Here is a 20956-nt window from a genome sequence, read left to right as displayed (position 1 = left end):
CCTCTTAATTCTTCATTCTTAATATAATTGCTATATTTGCACAAATTAATACCAAATGTGCAAAACAATGGAACAAAGTTTTATAGCCTACATTGAGAATAGTATCAAAAATAATTGGGACTTGGATGCCCTGACCGATTATAAAGGTGCAACATTACAGTATAAAGACGTAGCTCGCAAGATCGAAAAACTCCATATCATTTTTGAAGAAAGTGGAATCCGCAAAGGAGATAAGATTGCTGTTTGCGGAAGAAACAGCTCTCATTGGGGAGTCACTTTCCTTGCTACACTGACGTATGGGGCAGTTGTTGTACCCATTCTCCATGAATTTAAAGCGGACAATATACATAACATCGTCAACCATTCCGAAGCAAAATTACTGCTTGTAGGAGATATGGTATGGGAAAACCTGAATGAGTCGGCAATGCCGCTACTGGAGGGTATCCTGATGATGAACGACTTCACCCTGCTAGTGTCACGCAGCGAACGACTGACTTATGCACGCGAGCATCTGAACGAAATGTTCGGCAAAAAATATCCGAAGAATTTCCGCACAGAGCATATCGCTTATCATAAGGATGAACCGGAAGAACTGGCTGTTATCAATTATACTTCAGGAACAACAAGTTACTCGAAAGGAGTAATGCTCCCCTATCGCAGTCTGTGGTCGAATACCAAATTTGCTTTTGAAGTATTAGACCTGCAAGCCGGAGATAAGATCGTATCCATGCTCCCTATGGCACATATGTACGGACTGGCTTTCGAATTCCTTTATGAGTTCTCCGTGGGTTGCCACATCTACTTCCTTACTCGCATGCCGAGTCCGAAAATCATTTTCCAAGCTTTCGAAGAGGTGAAACCGAATCTGATTGTTGCCGTACCGCTTATCATCGAAAAAATCATCAAGAAGAGCGTACTTCCGAAACTGGAAACTCCTGCAATGAAGATCTTACTAAAAGTACCTATCATCAATGACAAGATAAAAGCAACGGTACGCGAAGAAATGATTAAGGCATTCGGCGGAAACTTCAAAGCTGTTATTGTAGGAGGTGCTGCTTTCAATCAGGAAGTAGAACAGTTCTTGAAAATGATTGATTTCCCTTATACAGTAGGATATGGAATGACGGAATGTGGTCCGATTATCTGCTACGAGGATTGGAGAAGATTCAAACCGGGTTCATGCGGAAAAGCTGTGCCACGTATGGATGTGAAAGTGTTGTCATCTGATCCCGAAAACATTGTTGGCGAAATCGTATGTAAAGGCCCGAATGTGATGTTGGGATATTACAAAAACAAAGAAGCTACCCAAGAAGTTATCGACAAAGACGGATGGCTGCATACAGGTGACCTGGCTTTGATGGATGCCGAAGGAAATGTTACGATCAGAGGACGCAGCAAGAACCTGTTATTGAGTGCCAGCGGACAGAATATCTACCCGGAAGAAATTGAAGATAAATTGAACAACCTGCCATACGTGGCTGAAAGTATTATCGTTCAGCAAAACGAAAAACTTGTCGGACTTGTTTATCCTGATTTTGACGACGCTTTCGCTCACGGTCTCAAGAATGAAGACATCGAGCAAATAATGGAAGAAAACCGTGTGGCACTGAATGATATGCTACCGGCCTACAGCCAAATATCCAAGATGAAAATCTATCCGGAAGAATTCGAAAAGACACCGAAGAAGAGCATCAAACGTTATTTATATCAGGAAGCAAAAGGCTAATATAAAGCTGCATAGAGATATAACTTAAACCGAAAAGAGAAAGGAATGAAGATAAAGAAAACAATATTCACGGCAGCTATACTAATGGCTGCCGTTTGTTTACCGGCACAGAACAAGAGTGCAGGTATTAATATATCCATCTGGAAAGATATTTGTACGCAACCGCATGACAGTACACAGACGACTTATGTGAACATCGGTCTCCTGTCTACAATGAACCGTCTGAACGGTGTGGGCATCAATGCATTGGGAAGTGTGGTACATGGTGACATGAACGGAGTACAGATCACCGGATTAGCCAACCTGGCAGGCGGAACAATGAGGGGTGTCCAGCTAGCCGGCATCAGTAATATCAGCGGTAACAACACCGTAGGGCTTTCTGCTGCCGGATTGGTAAATATCACCGGTGACAGAACGCAGGGAGTAATCATATCCGGCTTAACCAGCATCGGAGGAGATAATACCTCGGGGGTAATGATGAGTGGTTTCATGAATGTGACGGGCAACATGGCTTCGGGGTTACACTTTTCCGGAGCGGCAAATATCACAGGACAGAGCTTCGGCGGTTTGATGGCTTCCGGACTTTTGAATGTGGTAGGCGAACACATGAACGGCTTGCAGATTGCAGGTATTGCCAACATAACCGCATCGAAACTGAATGGGGTGCAAATAGCATTATGTAATTATGCAACGCAGGCACGCGGACTTCAAATTGGCCTTGTCAATTATTACAGGGAAGATATGAAGGGGTTCCAACTCGGACTGGTGAATGCGAATCCTGATACAAAAGTGCAAATGATGGTGTATGGTGGAAATGCAACACCTGCCAATATAGGTGTACGTTTCAAGAACCAATTGTTTTATACTATTCTGGGAGTCGGCTCCATGTATCAGGGGTTGAATGATAAGTTTTCGGCAAGTGCATCTTATCGTGCCGGTCTGTCATTTCCTCTTTACAAAGGCTTATCCATCAGCGGAGACCTTGGCTACCAGCATATCGAGGCGTTCGATAACAAAGACGAGGTGATTCCGAAACGTTTGTACGCATTGCAGGCACGTGCCAATCTGGAATATCAATTTACCAAGAAGTTCGGTATCTTTGCGACAGGCGGTTATGGGTTAACCAGATTCTATAATAAATCAAGCAATTACGATAAAGGAGCGATTATAGAAGCAGGTATTGTTCTTTTCTAAACAGGAATCGGGCAAGATATACTGCTGAAAGGATTAAAACACTAATATCAAGATATTGCTTTACTAATGATAATTCGTTCCACCTGGATGTTTGTTTCGTTCCACCATGGTTTTCCTTTCGTCCCATCCGGGTCACCGTTTAGTCCCACCTAGGTGGAACGAATCACTCAATGCACTAAAAGTTATTGAATTTCATATTGCAAAGGAATAACATTCATTTCAAACCTTCTCCTTTATCAGACCAGTACGATAAGCAACAAGCAATTTCTTCAAATCCTGTATTTGAGTCACCAGTTCTTTTCCCTTATCGGTATCTTTCACCATCATTCGTTGCGAATTAAATTCGAGAACAAAGTTGGTCGATTTAATATCAAGCCCCTCTTCAATGGCTTTCTGACGGGACTGGAACGGTTCATGCTGTACGAGCTGCATACCATGAGAATGATAAACAAGTGTATATCCCGCAATTCCCGTTTCCGGTTGATAAGCTTTCGAAAAGCCACCATCAATAACGAAAAGCTTGCCATTGGCTTTCATGGGTTGTTCTCCCTGAATCGTTTTCACAGGCACATGACCGTTGATAATATGCGAATGAGGCCCTAAAACTCCAAACTCTGTCAAAATCTGGTCACAAATATCTTCCCGGTTACGCAATGTGTAATAATAGCCCTTCTTTTCTTTATGTAACTCTTTATCTTCTAGGAAATAACGCTCAAAAGTCGCCATCTTATCCTTATCAAACAAGGGAGCCTCCGGACCACACCACATATACCAGATATAATCCATAGCAAATTCCTTATCCTCCTCTCCTTCTTCATCGAAGTAAGCGGTACGGATCAGTTGATCGGCTTTATCCAGCAATTTATGTCCCCAGTATTCCTTTCCACGTATTTTGACATGTTTAAAACTGCCATCCTCATTCAGAGGAACAGAAGCATGATAAAGAAGATTCGAGTTTGAAACCAGATACATGCCGCCATAAGTAAACAGACAACGCATATGCTTCTTCAATTTCTCGCTATTCATAAATGAATAATGAATCTTTTCTACCAATTCGCGTTCTTCTTCAGTCAACCGGTAAGGATCTGCCGGGTCTACAGTCGGGAAGTTGGTATCGCGCAAAGCATATTCTTTTCCTTCGTACACAAAGACACCACGTTCAAAATCAATCTTCTCCAGAAGTTTACGATTAGCCATTCCGAATTCCGGACGGCGGTCGATGATTTCAGCTTCCAGCTTAAACTGGATAATGGTAATGGCTTTATGCATTTGAGTAATCAGACGCAAAGTCTTCTCATTATAATGAGCATCGGCAAAGTTCATTTTCGGCATGAAGATCGTGCAAGGATCATCGGCATACGTATCCATTGCAAAAGTAGCCAATGGAAGCAAATTGATTCCGTACCCGTCTTCAAGCGTACCCAGATTACCGTAGCGCATGGACATACGTATCACATTAGCGATACAACTATCATTACCGGAAGCTGCTCCCATCCAAAGAATATCATGATTTCCCCATTGGATATCGAAGTTGTGGTAATTGCACAATGTATCCATAATGATATGCGCACCGGGACCACGGTCGTAAATATCTCCTACGATATGAAGAGAATCAATAGTCAAGCGCTGAATCAGATTACACATAGCGATAATGAAATCGTCGGCACGCTTCGTAGTGATAATCGTGCTGATAATTACATTAATATAAGCATGCTTGTTCGGTTCGATAGACGATTCGTGCAATAACTCCTGAATGATATAAGAGAATTCGGCAGGCAGTGATTTACGAACCTTCGAACGGGTATATTTGGAAGACACGTTCTGACAGACCTTCACCAGTTGGTTCAGCGTAATCAGATACCAATCGTCCAGATCCTTTTCACGGGCCTTCACCAATTGGAGTTTCTCTTCGGGATAGTAAATCAACGTGCAGATTTCTTTCTTTTCAGCTTCACGGAGAGTATTGCCGAATATTTCATTTACTTTACGTTTTACCGCACCGGAAGCATTTTTCAGTACATGCTGAAAAGCTTCATATTCTCCATGAATATCAGTCAGGAAATGTTCCGTCCCTTTAGGTAGATTTAAGATAGCCTCCAAGTTGATTATTTCCGTACTGGCATCGGCAATGGTAGGAAAACTTCGGGAAAGCAGTTGCAGGTAACGGAGATCACTCACAATGCTTTCAGGAGTTATGTTACTTTGAGCAGTCATTCTATTTACTATTTTACTATTTACAATTTATTAATTGGCAACTTATTATTCGTTGACAACTTACCATTTAGTAACTCAAAAAAGGAATTTATTAACTCCTCTCCTTTTCTTGTTACAAATTTATCTATTTTAAACGATTCCTGATTAAGAAATGACTTCTTTTTATTTACAAATCCATCATTTCTCAATTTTCAATTCTCAATTCTCAATTTAACAAGAACATCAACAACACTTGAGCGATAATTACCCGCAGGAACATACACAGCGGATAAACAGTCGCATAGGCTACGGATGGATTGTCGCTGGGAATGGTATCGTTCACATAGTTCAGTGCCATCGGATTTGCCATACTTCCGCACAACATACCGGATACAGTACCGAAATCAATCTTCATCATCTTGAAAGCTACAAACCCGACCAACACGGTTGGAACAATAGTCAATCCGGCCCCCAAAGCGATCCATAACAAACCTTCCGGACGGAATACGGTGTCGAAAAAATGAGCTCCGGCATCCAGTCCCAGACAAGCAAGATACATGGAAAGCCCCAAGGCACGCAGCATCAGATTCGCACTACGGGTGGTATAGGTAATCATATGTATCCGCGGTCCAAAAGTTCCCAGAAGGATACCAACGATAATCGGTCCACCCGCCAATCCCAGCTTCACAGGAGTACTGACACCCGGAAAGGAGAAAGGAATAGCTCCCAATGCCAAGCCAAGTACGATGCCGATAAACACAACAACCAGATTGGGTTCTTTCAAGCTTTTTACAGCATTTCCCAATACCTTCTCCACATTCTGAATAGCAGCAGCCTCTCCCACTACCGTCAGGCGGTCTCCTAATTGAAGTATCAATCCCGGAGTAGCAAGCAACTGCACACCCGACCGATACACGCGGCTGATGTTAATCCCATAATGGTTTCTCAACCGGAGTGAACCGAGTTTCTTACCATTCAGTTCGGGGCGGGTAACGACAATACGTTGCGAAATCAATTCACTATCAATCGCATTCCAGTCAATGTCCTCTTTATTCCAATCCGTATTTTCCTGTTCACCAAAAAGCACGGTCAAGACCAAAGCATCTTTCTCCGCAGTTACCACCAGCAAACGGTCACCTTCCTTCAATATCTTGTCAGAAGTCGGAATACTTACATGTCCGTCACGCCATAAGCGGGAGATGACAAACTTCGGGTAACTCATGCGAGCTATATCCTTGATGCTTTTATTGAAAATAGCAGGATTGTGTACTTGAAACGCTGCAATGTAGGTTTTGTTCGCATCGTCTTTCTCTTTTATCTCCAAGTCTTCTTTGCGAACCAGCACTTTGCGAATTAATAAAACGGCAAGGATTACACCAACTACCCCCATCGGATAGGCTACCGCACATCCTAAAGCAGGAGTACTGCTGTCCATTCCCATCTGTTTCAATGTTTGTTGTGCGGCTCCCAACGCCGGAGTATTCGTCGTTGCTCCACAAAGGATACCAACCATATCAGGAAGAGAGACACCTGTTGCATAACTGGCCACCACCGTCAACAACGTTCCCAACAGAACAACTCCCAATGCCAGCATATTCAGTGTTACCCCTCCTTTGCGGAAAGAGCTAAAGAAACCGGGACCGACTTGCAAACCGAGAGAATAAACGAAAATGACCAGTCCGAAACTTTCTGCGTAGTTCAACATCTGCGGATCGACCGAAAGCCCAAGATGGCCGGCGAGGATGCCTGCAAAAAAAACAAAAGTGACTCCCAGGGAAACTCCCCAGAAATGCACTCTTCCCAAGCCCAGACCAATGGCAGAAATCAATGAAAGTACCACAACAGCCTGTAAGGCAGAATGTTCGAGAAATAGACTATATAACCACTCCATGTATATAAAAACTAATAGGGCGCAAAGATAAAAACTATTTAGTCCGGTTCAAAACTTTTAAGCTTTCATTTCGCGCCCTATTTATACCCTGAATCATATATCCTGAAATCTTATTGATTACCCTTTTACTTCGTTACCTATTATTTTGTTCCTAATAACTATCCTATTTCTATCTTAACTATCTTATCCTTCTCTTTTCACCTGCATCTTGTTATCCATCAAACGATTTTTTCCCTCTGTTTCTTTCCGTTTTATCTTTCATCTTTTCCCCTGAAACTCTACAAAGTTATTTCGTCCGTCCAGATAACCGCTTAGCCTGTTTCCACCGATGTACACATCATCCAGATATGAAACATCATTCGGTCCGTATGACATACGAATGGAAGTCTGCGCATAATTCTCCCAGCTCCAACGGAAATTATATTCATACTGCTCTACTGCTCCGTTAGGATATTCCACCCGTATATAGTCAATTCCCGTACGATCTAAAAAGAAATCCAGTTCCTGACGGCAATAGTTACCGTCCATGTCCCGGTAGAAACTAACCCAGGTACGGCTACACAAATCAGCCGAACGATTATAGTACCCTGCACCATTATTATCATCATCATAGAAACTGTCTATTTCCACTTCGCAAGAGGTAAAACTTACCATCAATATAGCCATTAAAGCCAAACCGAAGTATTTAAATGTGTTCGTTTTCATATTCCTTTATTTTTAACGGTTCTCTAATTATTATCTATCATTTATCTTTCGATAGAACAAAAGTAGAGAATGAATTTTCCTTATGAAACTGAAAACTCCTACTTATCGGGAGGAAATTGCCTAAATCTAGGGGTAAATCCCCCCAATGAAGTCTATTTCAAAGAATTCTTGTATCTTTGCCTCCTGCTAACAACACATGAAATCATCTGTCGCATGAAGTCAATCAAATCCCATATCACCCAACTGCTGAAATCCCTCAATGAGGGAGTATTCGAAAAAGAACATACCATCGCACTCTCCCTATTATCTGCCATGGCAGGTGAAAGTATCTTTCTATTGGGCCCTCCGGGAGTAGCCAAGAGCTTAGTGGCACGCAGGCTCAAACTGGCTTTTAAAGATGCGGATGCTTTTGAATATCTGATGTCCCGTTTCAGTACACCGGATGAAATATTCGGCCCCGTCTCCATCTCAAAATTGAAAGATGAAGATACATACGAACGTATTACAAAAGGATACTTGCCGACAGCATCGATTGTCTTCCTGGATGAAATATGGAAAGCCGGTCCTGCTATCCAAAATTCTCTTTTGACAGTAATCAATGAAAAGATATATCGCAACGGACAATTTACGGTGCGTGTTCCTCTGAAAGCACTGATTGCCGCGTCCAACGAACTACCCGCAAAAGGTGAAGGACTGGAAGCCTTATACGACCGTTTCCTGATCCGCCAGTTTGTCGGATGCATTGAACAGGAATATGCTTTCGACCAGATGATTTCTTCTACACGGGAAGTAGAACCTGAAATCCCGGCAAAACTCCAGGTAGACGATGAATTATACAATCAAATACAAGCTGAAAGTGAGAAAGTAGGTATCCACTATACCATCTTCGAGCTGATTCACAATATCAAACGAGAAATCGAACAATATAATACAGGGCGGGATGAAAACACCCCTCCGATCTATATATCCGATCGCCGTTGGAAAAAAATAGTAGGTCTGCTCCGCACCTCGGCCTATCTGAACGAATCTCCGGGGATTCACTTCTCCGACTGCTTGCTGATGAGTGCCTGCCTGTGGGATGAAGTTTCGCAGCTCCCCATCATCGAAAACATAGTGGAACAGTCGATTGCACGGGGAATCAATACATATTTATTGGGAGAAAAACGACTGGAACAGAAACTGGATACATTGAAAGAAAACATGAAGTCCGAACACAGCCTACGGGAACTTAGCGATCCGGGAATCCAGGTCGTAGATACTTTCTATCATCGCATAGAAGGTTACCACATTGCCGGAAATTTACTCATCTTTGCTTCGGATTACCAGTCTTTGAGGAAAGACAGCAACCGGTTGTTTTATATCCAACAGGATAAATTCCGTCCGGTCAACAAAATCCTGAAAGCCTACGATTTTGTAAAGAACAGAAATATCGCACAAAAGAATATTTATTCCCTCCGAAAAGGAAAACGATCCGTTTTCGTCAACAATCAGGAATATCCACTACTATGTTATGATCATTGCGAACCTTTGCCAGCCCAGCAGGACGACAGCACTCCGTTCGAATTTACATTGCAGGAAGTGATAGATTTACTTCAGCAAATGGAAGTAGAATATAAAACAATCTCCGAGCGGGAAACAGCATACACCAAGGAACATCTTTTCTTAAGTTCATCGCAAAAAAGCAAGATTAAGCGAATCTTGGGAGAGACTGCACATATCATAGAGAACTACCGGAATGAACTTCGCATCATCGCTCATGCCCATGAACAAGAGAACAGAGAGTATTAGGCTCAAACACCTGCAAGACATTTATTACGAAAAATTGCAGGGAATAGCCTATGATGTGTACGACGAACAACTGCACAATCAGATTATCCGTCCCGAAGAACTGGATGCGGACATTCACCTATATTTTCGTCACACACAACCCTCCCTGCAAGATTTCTACTCCCGCTATGCATCGCAATGGGAATACTTTCATGAAATGAATGAAGCATCGGACGCCAAGTTTCTTCAATTCCTGAAAAACAGCGCATACCCCTTCTCCATGAAATATCACCTGGTAGACCTCAACGTAAAATACTATCTCCAACGTTTTGATGTAATCAGCCCGCGTTCCAAAGAATGGAAAGCGCTGCGGACTCTCTTTTTCGACAAGTGGCATACGCTGCTCTCGAACAATGAGTTCAACTATCAGATGGAACATATCGAGCAACTCTGTGAGGATTTCTACCGCATTCAACTGTCATTAGCCAAAAATCTTCCGGTACGCGGTGGCTCACGCCTCGTCTGGCTACTTCGCAATCATAAACAGATAGCGGAACAGATTTTAGAATACGAAGAAACAATCAAACGGAATCCCGTTATCCGCGAACTGGTAGAAATCTTAGGCAAGAAACACCAAAGTAGCCGGAAACGTTTCAAAATGACCGCAGGTATTCATCGGGAACAAATTATATCTCACGCCACCCGAAGCGATATTGCAGGCATTTGTGAAGGAAATGATTTGAATAGTCTTCTCCCTCTGGAATATTGTTATCTGGCGGAAAAGAGCCTACAACCCGTATTTTTCGAGCGTTTCATAGAGAAGAGACTACAAGTTATCGATTATCAATCGCACGAGAAGCAAACCATCAATGATAAGAAAACAACAGGAAATGAAGTTTCCGAAGAAGCTGAAGGCCCTTTCATCGTTTGTCTGGACACTTCCGGTTCTATGGCAGGAGAACGGGAAAGAATCGCGAAATCTACTCTACTTGCCATTGCCGAATTGACAGAAGTACAACATCGGAAATGTTACGTCATCCTTTTCTCCGATGATATCGAGTGTATTGAAATAACCGATTTAGGAAGTAGCTTCGACCGCCTTGTCGATTTCCTAAGCCAATCTTTTCATGGTGGCACAGATATGGAACCGGTCATCACGCATGCTCTGCGAAAAATCAGCGAAGAAGGATATATGGAAGCAGACATCATCACCGTATCGGATTTTGAGATGCGTCCCGTCGATAAACTGCTATCCCGGTCCATAGAACATGCAAAAGCAAAACAGACAAAGATGTATGCCATTTCTTTAGGAGGCAAAAGTGCCGAGACCAGTTATCTGAAATTATGTGATAAATATTGGGAATATAGTGTTCAAAACGCTGAAAATCTTAATAAAAATAGAATTGAAGAATCAAATATTTAATCAATGTTATAAAACATCTCTTTTTTCTTGTTTTATTTGCAAATTCACCAGAAGTCCGTATATTTGTACTGTGTTTTTCATAGTATTAGATTTAAGGTTAACAAAAGATTGGCTGTCTGGGATAGATAGCCTTTTTTTATGCCCTTTTCCAAGGTTAAATATACCGTCACTATCCAATCCCGATGATTACCCTATCCCATGAAGATACCGTCACTATAATGAACGGATAGCGTCAATATGTTTCAAGTCGTCCGCCCATCGATAAAATTTAAAAGCTTTCGAAAAAAAATTCCTCCGTTTAACATTTGAAACATAGCAGGTTATCTCATTTTACAAAAAACAGGTAAAAAAAATCTTGCTAAAAGATTTGCGTAGTCCAAAAGTTCCCCCTATATTTGCACCGCATTTGAGAGAGAATGCGGGTTCAAGGAAGTTTGGGTGAGTGGCTGAAACCACCAGTTTGCTAAACTGACGTACTCGTAAGGGTACCGGGGGTTCGAATCCCCCAGCTTCCGCAAAATCTCAAAATAAAAAAGAGCTAAGTTTTGTAGACTTGGCTCTTTTTAAATCTATCAAATTCCGGTGGGTTCGTCTAACGGTTAGGACACATGCCTCTCACGCATGTAATACGAGTTCGATTCTCGTACCCACTACCACTTGATTATCAGTCTCTTACAAACAAGTAAGAGGCTTTTTTATTGCCTTATATCTATATCAAAGTATCGTTTTAGGCGTTATAAATGGGTATTATTAAAAAAAATGGTGCAAATTTTGCGTAAATTTTCATCTCGCATAATTATCGCGCTATCCCATTAATGGACTCTCTTTTTCTTTATAGATCTCGAAGTAAGATTCCTTATCAATCCTCAACCGGACTCTGTCCTCCCTTTTCTGACCTGCCAGATTCACAAACAGATTGAAATACAGTTGGCTGAAAGAAAGGTTGGAACGGTCATAAGTTATATCGAACGTCCAAGTTCTGCGGAAAGAATCGAACGTAGCATACGATTGTTCACCCCCTTTACACATAAACACTTCCGGGAAAGACGTAGGAGGATAAGGCTGGAATAAGCCGGCTAATTGAGCATAAATATAATCAATCATCCATTCATCTCCTGTTAAGGTCAATTCTCCTTTTAAACGGAGTTTGATGGCATAACTGGCAGTCACGTCGGGCGAAGTATAAACAGGGACCTGGCTTTCTGCCGGATAGTTGCCGTCTTTATATCCAAGACTCATCGTTAGTTTGGATTGACCGACACCATTAAAACCACTCACCTCCTGATCAGTCAACCGGTTTTTCAGACTAACCATAAATGTCAATTTACCGAGCGTCGGATCACCCGGATATTGCGCGAGCGTGTCCAGTACATAATCTTCGGTATTATAACTACGGGCTATCAAATCACCCTTTCCAGCCTCCAAAGCCGGACCGCCTCTTTCCACATCCACGTTGCCAACCGGATAATAAATAGCATCATTATCCCTTACACAACCACTAAAACAGAACAGCAACACTGCCAACTTTATTATCTTATTCATTATCAACTACATTTTGATTTTGCGGACAAATATACATCTTTTTTGTACCACACATGATTTATGTCAACCGTTTTTAGTATTTTTGCACACACCAAGACAAAAAGACATGGATACACTATTAAGAGATACCGTAAATGCTGTTGTTAATTCCCGCTTTCCGGAAATGAGCATAGAAGGAAGACGGCAGATAGAAAACATATTGATCCGTGAAGAATTTCCCAAAGGAGCAATAGCGCTGAATGAAGGAGAAGTAGCTCACGAACTCGTTTTTGTTGGCAAAGGTATGCTTAGGCAGTATTATTACAAAAATGGAAAAGACATAACCGAACATTTCTCATACGAAGGCTGCATCGTGATGTGTATCGAAAGTTTCTTGAAACAAGAACCTACGCGGCTGATAGTGGAAACTCTGGAACCTTCCATCATTTACCTATTCCCCCGTGATATGATACAAAAGTTAGCAAGAGAAAATTGGGAGATCAATATGTTCTACCAGAAGATACTGGAATACTCCCTAATCGTATCGCAGATTAAAGCAGACTCCTGGCGTTTTGAATCCGCCCGCGAACGCTATAACCTCCTGCTCGAAACACATCCGGAAATCATCAAACGTGCACCTTTGGCGTACATCGCCTCCTATCTTCTAATGACACCGGAGACATTAAGCCGTGTACGTTCCGGTGTTTTATAAATTTAGCGGCTTTTCCGGTATTCCTTAGGAGACATACCGGTGTAATGTTTGAAGTATTTTCCAAAGAAAGACTGGTTTGCAAAATTCAGCCGGTCGGCAATCTCTTGTATATTCATACTTGAAGAATTCAGAAGTGCTTTCGCCTCCAGAATCACCAATTCGTCAATCCACTCTCCCACTGTTTTCCCACTGACCTCTTTCACTACTCCCGAAAGATGCTTCGGTGTCAGACATAACTGATCGGCATAGAATTTCACACTGCGTTCAGACTGGTAGGACTCTACTAAAAACTCATAGAAACGTTCAAAAATATATTCTTTCCGACTTTTATTCTTCACTGTGACAGTATTGGCAGGTACATGGTTATTAAGAATATTATACAGTTCGAAAAAGAACCCCTGCATCAATCCCATCACAACCTCTTTACGGTACACCCCCTCCTTATTTCTCAATCTCTTCCTGATAAACATATGATATTCCTTCACAACCTCCTGCTCGTGCGAGTGAAGGGCGAGACACGGATAGTCTTTCAGATAGAGAAATAAGGAAAGCACATTCCCGATTTTAGGCAACACCTCCAACATATTCTTTGACACAGCAAAAAATATTCCCTTAAAATCGGGACTAAAGCACCGCTGTTCAATAATCTGGCTGGGCAACGCTATCACCATCAATCCGGGAGACAACTCAAATTCACGCAAACTAATATTAAATGCACCAGTACCTTCCAGGCAAAGCCCTACAGTCAGCACTTCCAGTTTGGTAGGTCCATTATACAATGATATAACGCTCTCCGTATCGAAAAGTGCTATATCATTATCCATAACATCAATATGGTCGGCATCTATATGTTTGGAATGAACTACCGAAGAAATACCTATTTTAGGAACACTCTGAATATCCATACTCTATCTTTTTTGCGACAAATATACCAGCATTTAATCAGATACACAAGCCATTCAGGAGTATTATCGGACATAATGAACACTTTTGACTACTTATTGAACAGACCGGAATAGATATTCATAATCACGTCTGGCAGCCGGCACTGTCCATTTCTCCGGAACAAACTTCCACTGATTCAGGGCTTTGGGGTCCATCTTACCTTTCTTTTCGATATAATTCATCAAATAGAAACGAAGGTCTTTATCCGTAGAGAAAATAATACGGTCTTTCAATTTCTCCTGCGGAATACCCGATCCTTTCGTCAACAGTTCTCCACCGCCATTACCACGATAAGAATTTAAGGCCACTTTATATATCTTATCCATACGGAAAGGAGAACCGTCGGCCATACTCGTAATCGTAATCTTTTCTCCCTGCGGTTTAGTCACGTCCACCGTATAAATAATGCCGGAAGCCGAGTCGAAATTAAAACTGAAGTTCCGGAAAGAAGCCCTGTCTTCCGCACCTTCCCGAGGTTTCTCCTTGAACCAGAGCAGATGATCTTCCGGTGACTTCATCCGGTTCGTCCACATATAATAAGACATCTCCAGAAAATCCTTAATCTCCTTCCCGGACAACGTCATCACGTACAACATATTCTCGTACTTATATAAGTTGAACATATCACTGACAAACACATCCCCCTTCTTTATCTCCGCATCAAACGAAAGCGGAGCGGCAAAAGAGATGTCAGCTCCGGTAATGTCGAGCTGTAAGGTATGTATCAAGTCGATAAAAGCGGAAGGACCGAAGAAAGCAGGACGAGTAGAGATACTCTCGGTAAAAGTTCCGATCTTCTTGGATACAAACTTCTGCACCGCCTCATATTGCGGAGCAAAATACTTCATGAAATCCTCGCTGATTCCGTAAGTTTCCGTCTCCGTCAACTCCCCCTTGATATCCTTGCTCTGCACCTTTCCATCTTTCAATTTCAAGGTCACATCGATATTAGACAATACAATTCCATTGCTGGCCGGATCGATAATCAACACCGAATCTCCGGCCACGTTCATCACCTTCTTACATTCGCGGGCATGATCGTGTCCCATCAATACAATATCGAATCCCGGGACATTCTTCGCAACGTTGAGAGAAGCATTCTCATTGTATTTACCCGACATTTTGAAAGCCTCCTGTCCGGCATGAAACAATCCGATCACTACATCGGGATTCTCTTTTTCATGGATAATCTTCATCCATTTGCGTGCCGTCTCTTCCATATCGTCGAAACGCAACCCTTTCCACAGATTTTCAGAAAGCCATGCAGGGATGGCAGGAGTAATCATACCCAATACCACAATCTTCACGCCATCACGTTCCAACACCTTATAAGGAGCCAGATGGGGCTTTCCCGTAGACGTATCAATGATGTTGGCACCCAACACAGGGAAGTCACAAGTGCGTATCCAACGGTCGAACACGGCACGCCCCGTTTCCACATCATGGTTTCCCATATTGCCGGCATCATATTTCATATAATTCATCATTTCCGAACAAAGATGAGGAGACACCGTATCTATATAATTATAGTAATAGGCAGTAGGCTGTCCCTGCAAAATATCACCATTATCCAGCAATATCAGATTCTCTTTATACTGTTCGCGCTCCTTCTGCACGAAAGAATAAATACGTGCCAGACTCCCCTTCCACTCGTGACGGGTTATAAAATTGTAAGGATAATAATTACCATGTACGTCACTTGTTTCCACAATCTTCAGCTTCACTACCTTTTCCTGCGCCGCAACAGACAGTACGAGACAGAAAAGCAAGCCATAAAAAAATCCTATTCGTTTCATTCTTTTTCTATATTTAGCGGATGCGAGAATACGAACCGTGCCCCACCGGTATAGTCAGGGTCGATCCATATACTTCCTCTCCATTTATGCACAATCAATTTACAGATAGACAATCCCAATCCGGTTCCCTGGGCATACTCATTCAATTTTTCAAAACGCTCGAACACAAGTCCCTGTTTTTCTTTCGGGATGCCGCATCCGGTATCCGTTACCGAGAAAATAGCCATTTGCTTTTCCTCATTCACAGAAAAGTCCAATGTAATCTTCCCGCCTTTCGTAAATTTGTCAGCATTGGACAGCAGATTAATGATTACCTGTTGCATACGCTGCACATCCGTCACCATCCGGAAAGTTTCAAAAGAGGTGGAAAACAAGAACTGATTGTCCGACGACTGCCGTGAAAAACTAACAGAGGCAACCACCTGACTACACAACTGCACCACATCACATTCCTCCCACGTTAAAGTCACCCGGTTCGCCTCCAGACGTGAAAGATCGAGAATATCATTAATCAGACGAAGCAACAAATCCGAATTGGTTTTGATAATCTGATAATAAGACTGCTGTTCATCCTCCGTGCTATCGCCCATTGCCAGTACATCCGAGAAGCCGACAATCGAGTTCAACGGTGTCCGTATCTCATGACTCATATTGGCAAGGAAAGCACTCTTCAGACGATTAGACTCTTCCGCCCTGTCTTTCGCTACACGCAAATCCTTCTCCGATTTCAGAAGCTCGTCTTTCAAACGTTTCGTACGGAAATAATAGAAAAGAGAGATACATAAGCCAAGTACCAGAATCACGAACAAAGCACAAGCAGACCATATCTGATAAGTATATTGCTGATAGAACGAAACCGGTTGGTTGACAAGCTGCACTTTAAAAGGCAACACACTCGGGTGCAGCCCCCACTCTTTCACCTTCCGGCTATCCAATACCGCTTTAGAGCCAATGATCGAAAGATGCTTCCCCGTATCCTCCGGGTGCTGATCCATCCGTACGGACTCCATAGCCATTTCTCCTCCCACTTTCCGATAATCGGGCAGCACTCCCCCTATCGCCCAATAGCCAAGGCTCACCGATGAAGGAGTAAAAGCTGGGATGGTAGGAGTAGCCTCCATCATGGCATACGTCGCATTTCGCATGAAATACCCCTCGTTCATATCCACACGCCACGTTCCCACCAAAATAACCGTATTTTCGGGCAACTGTCTTAATTCCTCAACGATGGTATAAATAGAATGTCTCCGGCCGTCCATCAAAATCAAATCCAGATCGGGGAACTTCTTCATTTCTTTTCGTACCAACGATTGCATGGTCACTCCACCATAAGTATTGTCCGAGATAAAGGCAATATGTTTCGTTTTCGGATAGAAAGCTTGAATCATGGAGATATTACCTTCTATATTATATTGATTGATAAATCCCGATTCCAGTTCGGGAATATCCAAATGATCTTCAAAGATATCGACAGATTCGGGCATCCAGCAATCAAGGTTTTCCACCGTATCTTTCGGCAATATCACCACATTGCTACTGACCAGACTGCACATCACCGGCACTTTCACCTGCATTTCATCCCTCTGCGACAAATAGGCAGCCCATGCCTCCTGTCCTAATAAGATAATTTGTGCCGGATGCTTTTCTCCCTGATATTTAGCCAGAATCTGCGTCATCATCGCGCTCCATAACGGAGCCTCCGAGAAGCTTTTACAATTCATGTTTTCGATGATAATGTCGCGCTGTCCTCCCAACTTACTATATTCATCCATATAATCGGAAATAGTGACCGAGGTTTGGTGCGCTGCCGGATTATAAGAGCAAATAATCAGAATAGGTTTCTTATCTTTAGAGACAGCCAATACTTCCGTTGACTGCAGAAGCCAAAGGAAACAGATAAAAAGATATCCAAGACGTCCCAGCATAATTATGCAGTTTTGATGTGTTAATTCATTAATTGAGTTGCAAATATAGTAAAACTTGTCGGGTTTAGCAGATTTATATGTATTTTTGTCGCTCATTTACTCTCAAAAAATACAAATTATGGAATTATTTCACAAGATGATTTCCGGTTTTCTGGGTATACCGGAAAGACAAATAAGTAGTACACTCCATCTTTTGGGTGAAGGTGCTACGATTCCCTTCATCAGTCGTTACCGTAAAGAAGCCACCGGCGGACTGGATGAAGTGCAGATAGAGCAAATCAAAGAGCAACACGATAAGTTGTGCGACATAGCCAAACGGAAAGAAACGATTCTCGGCACCATCAACGAGCAGGGAAAACTGACTGCCGAACTGGAGAAACGTATCAACGACACCTGGAATCCGACGGAACTGGAAGACATTTATCTTCCTTATAAACCCAAGCGGAAGACACGTGCTGAAGTAGCCCGCCAGAAAGGGTTGGAACCGCTTGCCACCATCCTGATGTTGCAAAGGGAAAACAACCTTAGTGCTAAGGCTGCCTCCTTCGTGAAAGGAGACGTGAAAGATGTGGAAGATGCCCTAAAAGGCGCCCGTGACATCATTGCAGAGCAAGTGAACGAGGACGAACGTGCCCGCAACGCGGTACGTAATCAGTTCATCCGCCAGGCAGAGATTAGTGCCAAAGTAGTGAAAGGAAAAGAGGAAGAAGCGGCAAAATACCGGGATTATTTCGATTTCTCCGAAGCACTGAAACGTTGCACGTCCCACCGCCTGTTGGCCATCCGCCGGGCAGAGTCGGAAGGCCTGCTAAAAGTATCCATCAATCCCGACGACGAGGCATGTATCGAACGCCTGGAACGTCAGTTCGTACGTGGCAACAACGAGTGTAGCCAGCAGGTGGACGAAGCCACAGTCGATGCCTACAAGCGTCTGCTCAAGCCTTCCATCGAAACAGAATTTGCCGCTCAATCCAAAGAAAAAGCCGACGAGGAAGCCATCCGGGTATTCACCGAGAACCTCCGCCAACTTCTTCTCGCCCCTCCATTGGGACAAAAACGGGTGCTCGCCATCGACCCCGGATTCCGTACGGGATGTAAAGTTGTCTGCCTCGATGCACAAGGCAATCTGTTGCATAATGAGAATATCTATCCGCATCCTCCCGTGAACAAAACAGGAGAAGCTGCTTCCAAACTCCGTAAGATGATTGAGGCCTATCAGATAGAAGCCATCTCCATCGGCAACGGAACGGCAAGCCGTGAGACAGAAGATTTCATCAACAGCCAGAGCTTCGACCGTCAGATACCCGTGTTTGTAGTCAGTGAACAGGGAGCTTCCATTTATTCGGCTTCGAAGATTGCCCGCGACGAGTTTCCCGATTATGACGTAACGGTGCGTGGAGCAGTCTCCATCGGCCGCCGCCTGATGGACCCGTTGGCAGAATTGGTGAAGATAGATCCTAAATCCATCGGTGTAGGTCAATACCAGCACGATGTAGACCAGACAAAGCTGAAAAAAGCACTCGATCAGACCGTAGAGAATTGCGTGAACCTGGTCGGCGTAAACCTGAATACGGCAAGCAGCCATCTATTGACTTACATCTCCGGACTGGGACCGCAACTGGCTCAAAACATCGTCAACTACCGGGCGGAAAACGGAGCTTTCGGTTCGCGGAAAGAATTGATGAAAGTTCCGCGCATGGGCGCCAAGGCTTTCGAACAGTGTGCCGGATTCCTCCGCATCCCCGGAGCCAAGAATCCGCTGGACAACACCGCCGTGCATCCGGAAAGCTACCACATCGTAGAGCAAATGGCCAAAGACCTGAAATGTACCATCGACGAACTGATAGCCGACAAGGAACTCCGCCGGAAGATTAACATCTCCGCCTACATCACCCCTACCGTCGGCCTGCCCACCTTACAGGACATTCTGCAGGAACTCGACAAGCCGGGACGTGACCCGCGTAAGGCTATCAAAGTCTTCGAGTTCGACAAGAACGTGCGCACCATAGCCGATTTGCGCGAAGGAATGATTCTTCCGGGCATCGTAGGCAACATCACCAATTTCGGGGCGTTTGTCGATATAGGTATTAAGGAGAACGGACTGGTGCACCTCTCGCAATTAGCGGAACGGTTCATTTCCGATCCGACGGAAGTGGTATCCATCCATCAACACGTCATGGTCAGAGTGATGAATGTAGATTATGACCGGAAACGGATTCAGCTTAGTATGATCGGGGTACCGCAAGACTGATTGCTTCTCTTTTTTCTCCCCACCACACAATCAGAATCGTAAAAACAATCATAAGTACTGTGCAAATGAGCGAGCCTTCAAAACCGAAGGCTCCGCCATTCAGTACGTTTTCTTCGGGCATACGCAAAGTCAGCATGCTCGTCGTGAAATTATTTCCGCTTACCTGATAACCCAGAATCGGACCCTGAATCCAATTCCAGAAAAGATGAAGAGAGATAGGGAAACACAGATTACGGGTATATAGATAGGAAGCACCCAACAGCATACCGGCAAGCAATAGATTTAGCATCGGCAGGAAAGCTATTTCCGGATTAAAGATATGCATAAACGCGAATAATGCCGACGAGATGAAGAGTGCCAGGAATTTATTCATATTGGTATGAAGCAGACGTCCGAGGATATAGCCGCGCATCAGAATTTCTTCAAACAACGCCACTAACAGGAAAAACACCCACGACCCCAATAAATCCAACGGCTTAAACTGGAAACCGGTGACTTCTATTTCTCCCAAAACAACAGAGATTCCGAAACCCAGCAAATAGAGCAAGATTGCCACCAAGAGACCATACCACAGTCCGTTGGTATGTCCTTTTAGGGAAAGTCCCAAATCAGAAAACGGACGACGTTCGAGACGAAGCAAGATGACGGCGGCAGTAAGAACGGCCAAAAGCATACCGGCCTCCACGAAAATATACCCTACTACTCCCGGATGGCGAGCCTCCACTCCAAGAACCAACGACAGGCCTCCGCTGACCAATGTCCCATACAATCCAATAAATATGAAAAGTACCACAATAAACAGCGGGATACATGCCCACACAGGAAGTCTTTTGGGTTCTTTCTTCCCATCTATGTTGTCTGCCTCCATTTTTACAATTTGTTAATCCGGCTACAAAATTAGATATAA

At 43.4% G+C, this 20956-nt stretch carries 14 protein-coding genes and 2 tRNA genes; 8 read left to right on the top strand and 8 right to left on the bottom strand.

Features of this window, described 5'->3' with window-relative positions; all coding sequences use genetic code 11:
- The first annotated feature begins 67 nt into the window (after positions 1-67).
- Positions 68-1726, top strand: a complete 1659-nt coding sequence (locus CJF29_RS10070; protein ID WP_074559692.1) for an AMP-binding protein — start codon at positions 68-70, stop codon at positions 1724-1726.
- Between the two features lie 45 nt (positions 1727-1771).
- Positions 1772-2920, top strand: coding sequence for an LA_2272 family surface repeat-containing protein (locus CJF29_RS10065; RefSeq protein WP_074559694.1), 1149 nt, complete (start codon positions 1772-1774; stop codon positions 2918-2920).
- Between the two features lie 219 nt (positions 2921-3139).
- On the opposite strand, the gene CJF29_RS10060 is transcribed toward CJF29_RS10065, so the two are convergent.
- From CJF29_RS10060 to CJF29_RS10050, 3 genes are all read right to left on the bottom strand, one after another.
- Positions 3140-5134: a fructose-1,6-bisphosphatase gene (locus CJF29_RS10060; protein WP_074559697.1), complete on the bottom strand. Its 1995-nt coding sequence runs from the start codon at positions 5132-5134 to the stop codon at positions 3140-3142.
- Between the two features lie 205 nt (positions 5135-5339).
- The gene (locus CJF29_RS10055; RefSeq protein ID WP_074559699.1) at positions 5340-7004 is read right to left on the bottom strand and encodes a putative transporter; all 1665 of its coding nucleotides are present in this window, start codon (positions 7002-7004) and stop codon (positions 5340-5342) included.
- Between the two features lie 258 nt (positions 7005-7262).
- The gene (locus CJF29_RS10050) at positions 7263-7709 is read right to left on the bottom strand and encodes a hypothetical protein (RefSeq protein WP_004310735.1); all 447 of its coding nucleotides are present in this window, start codon (positions 7707-7709) and stop codon (positions 7263-7265) included.
- Between the two features lie 213 nt (positions 7710-7922).
- Here CJF29_RS10050 and CJF29_RS10045 point away from each other — a divergent pair, with 213 nt between their 5' ends.
- The 4 genes from CJF29_RS10045 to CJF29_RS10030 all read left to right on the top strand — a co-directional run bounded on the left by CJF29_RS10045 (position 7923) and on the right by CJF29_RS10030 (position 11555).
- Positions 7923-9497 carry an AAA family ATPase gene (locus CJF29_RS10045; RefSeq protein ID WP_074559721.1) on the top strand — a complete coding sequence of 525 codons (1575 nt, stop codon included), beginning with the start codon at positions 7923-7925 and terminating at the stop codon, positions 9495-9497.
- On the top strand, positions 9472-10899 hold the full coding sequence (locus CJF29_RS10040) for a VWA domain-containing protein (RefSeq protein ID WP_175486923.1): 1428 nt from the start codon (positions 9472-9474) through the stop codon (positions 10897-10899). The genes CJF29_RS10045 and CJF29_RS10040 overlap by 26 nt, the downstream gene beginning before the upstream one ends.
- Positions 10900-11327: 428 nt before the next feature.
- Positions 11328-11414, top strand: a tRNA-Ser gene (locus CJF29_RS10035).
- 66 nt (positions 11415-11480) lie between these two features.
- Positions 11481-11555: transfer RNA gene (locus tag CJF29_RS10030), tRNA-Glu, on the top strand.
- A 148-nt stretch (positions 11556-11703) separates the two neighbouring features.
- Here CJF29_RS10030 and CJF29_RS10025 read toward each other — a convergent pair.
- The gene (locus tag CJF29_RS10025) at positions 11704-12441 is read right to left on the bottom strand and encodes a DUF3845 domain-containing protein (RefSeq protein WP_074559704.1); all 738 of its coding nucleotides are present in this window, start codon (positions 12439-12441) and stop codon (positions 11704-11706) included.
- Between the two features lie 106 nt (positions 12442-12547).
- On the opposite strand from CJF29_RS10025, the gene CJF29_RS10020 reads away from it, so the two are divergent.
- Positions 12548-13132 carry a Crp/Fnr family transcriptional regulator gene (locus CJF29_RS10020; RefSeq protein ID WP_074559707.1) on the top strand — a complete coding sequence of 195 codons (585 nt, stop codon included), beginning with the start codon at positions 12548-12550 and terminating at the stop codon, positions 13130-13132.
- A gap of 2 nt (positions 13133-13134) precedes the next feature.
- Here CJF29_RS10020 and CJF29_RS10015 read toward each other — a convergent pair whose 3' ends face one another.
- The 3 genes from CJF29_RS10015 to CJF29_RS10005 form a co-directional block, all read right to left on the bottom strand.
- Entirely contained in the window at positions 13135-14037 is a 903-nt protein-coding gene (locus CJF29_RS10015) for a helix-turn-helix domain-containing protein (RefSeq protein WP_074559709.1), read from the bottom strand.
- A 93-nt stretch (positions 14038-14130) separates the two neighbouring features.
- Positions 14131-15873 (bottom strand): bifunctional metallophosphatase/5'-nucleotidase, encoded by a 1743-nt coding sequence (locus CJF29_RS10010; protein ID WP_099145875.1) that lies wholly within the window; start codon positions 15871-15873, stop codon positions 14131-14133.
- Positions 15870-17798 (bottom strand): sensor histidine kinase, encoded by a 1929-nt coding sequence (locus tag CJF29_RS10005; protein ID WP_099145876.1) that lies wholly within the window; start codon positions 17796-17798, stop codon positions 15870-15872. The genes CJF29_RS10010 and CJF29_RS10005 overlap by 4 nt, the downstream gene beginning before the upstream one ends.
- Positions 17799-17916: 118 nt before the next feature.
- Here CJF29_RS10005 and CJF29_RS10000 point away from each other — a divergent pair, with 118 nt between their 5' ends.
- Positions 17917-20049, top strand: a complete 2133-nt coding sequence (locus CJF29_RS10000; protein WP_099145877.1) for a Tex family protein — start codon at positions 17917-17919, stop codon at positions 20047-20049.
- On the opposite strand, the gene CJF29_RS09995 is transcribed toward CJF29_RS10000, so the two are convergent.
- On the bottom strand, positions 20021-20917 hold the full coding sequence (locus tag CJF29_RS09995; protein WP_074559715.1) for a CPBP family intramembrane glutamic endopeptidase: 897 nt from the start codon (positions 20915-20917) through the stop codon (positions 20021-20023). The genes CJF29_RS10000 and CJF29_RS09995 overlap by 29 nt on opposite strands.
- Between the last annotated feature and the right edge of the window lie 39 nt (positions 20918-20956).

This window comes from Bacteroides celer (assembly GCF_002632415.2).
Lineage (GTDB): Bacteria > Bacteroidota > Bacteroidia > Bacteroidales > Bacteroidaceae > Bacteroides.
The sequence above is the reverse complement of the archived record's forward strand: the minus strand, read 5'-3'. Positions and strand labels throughout refer to the sequence as shown.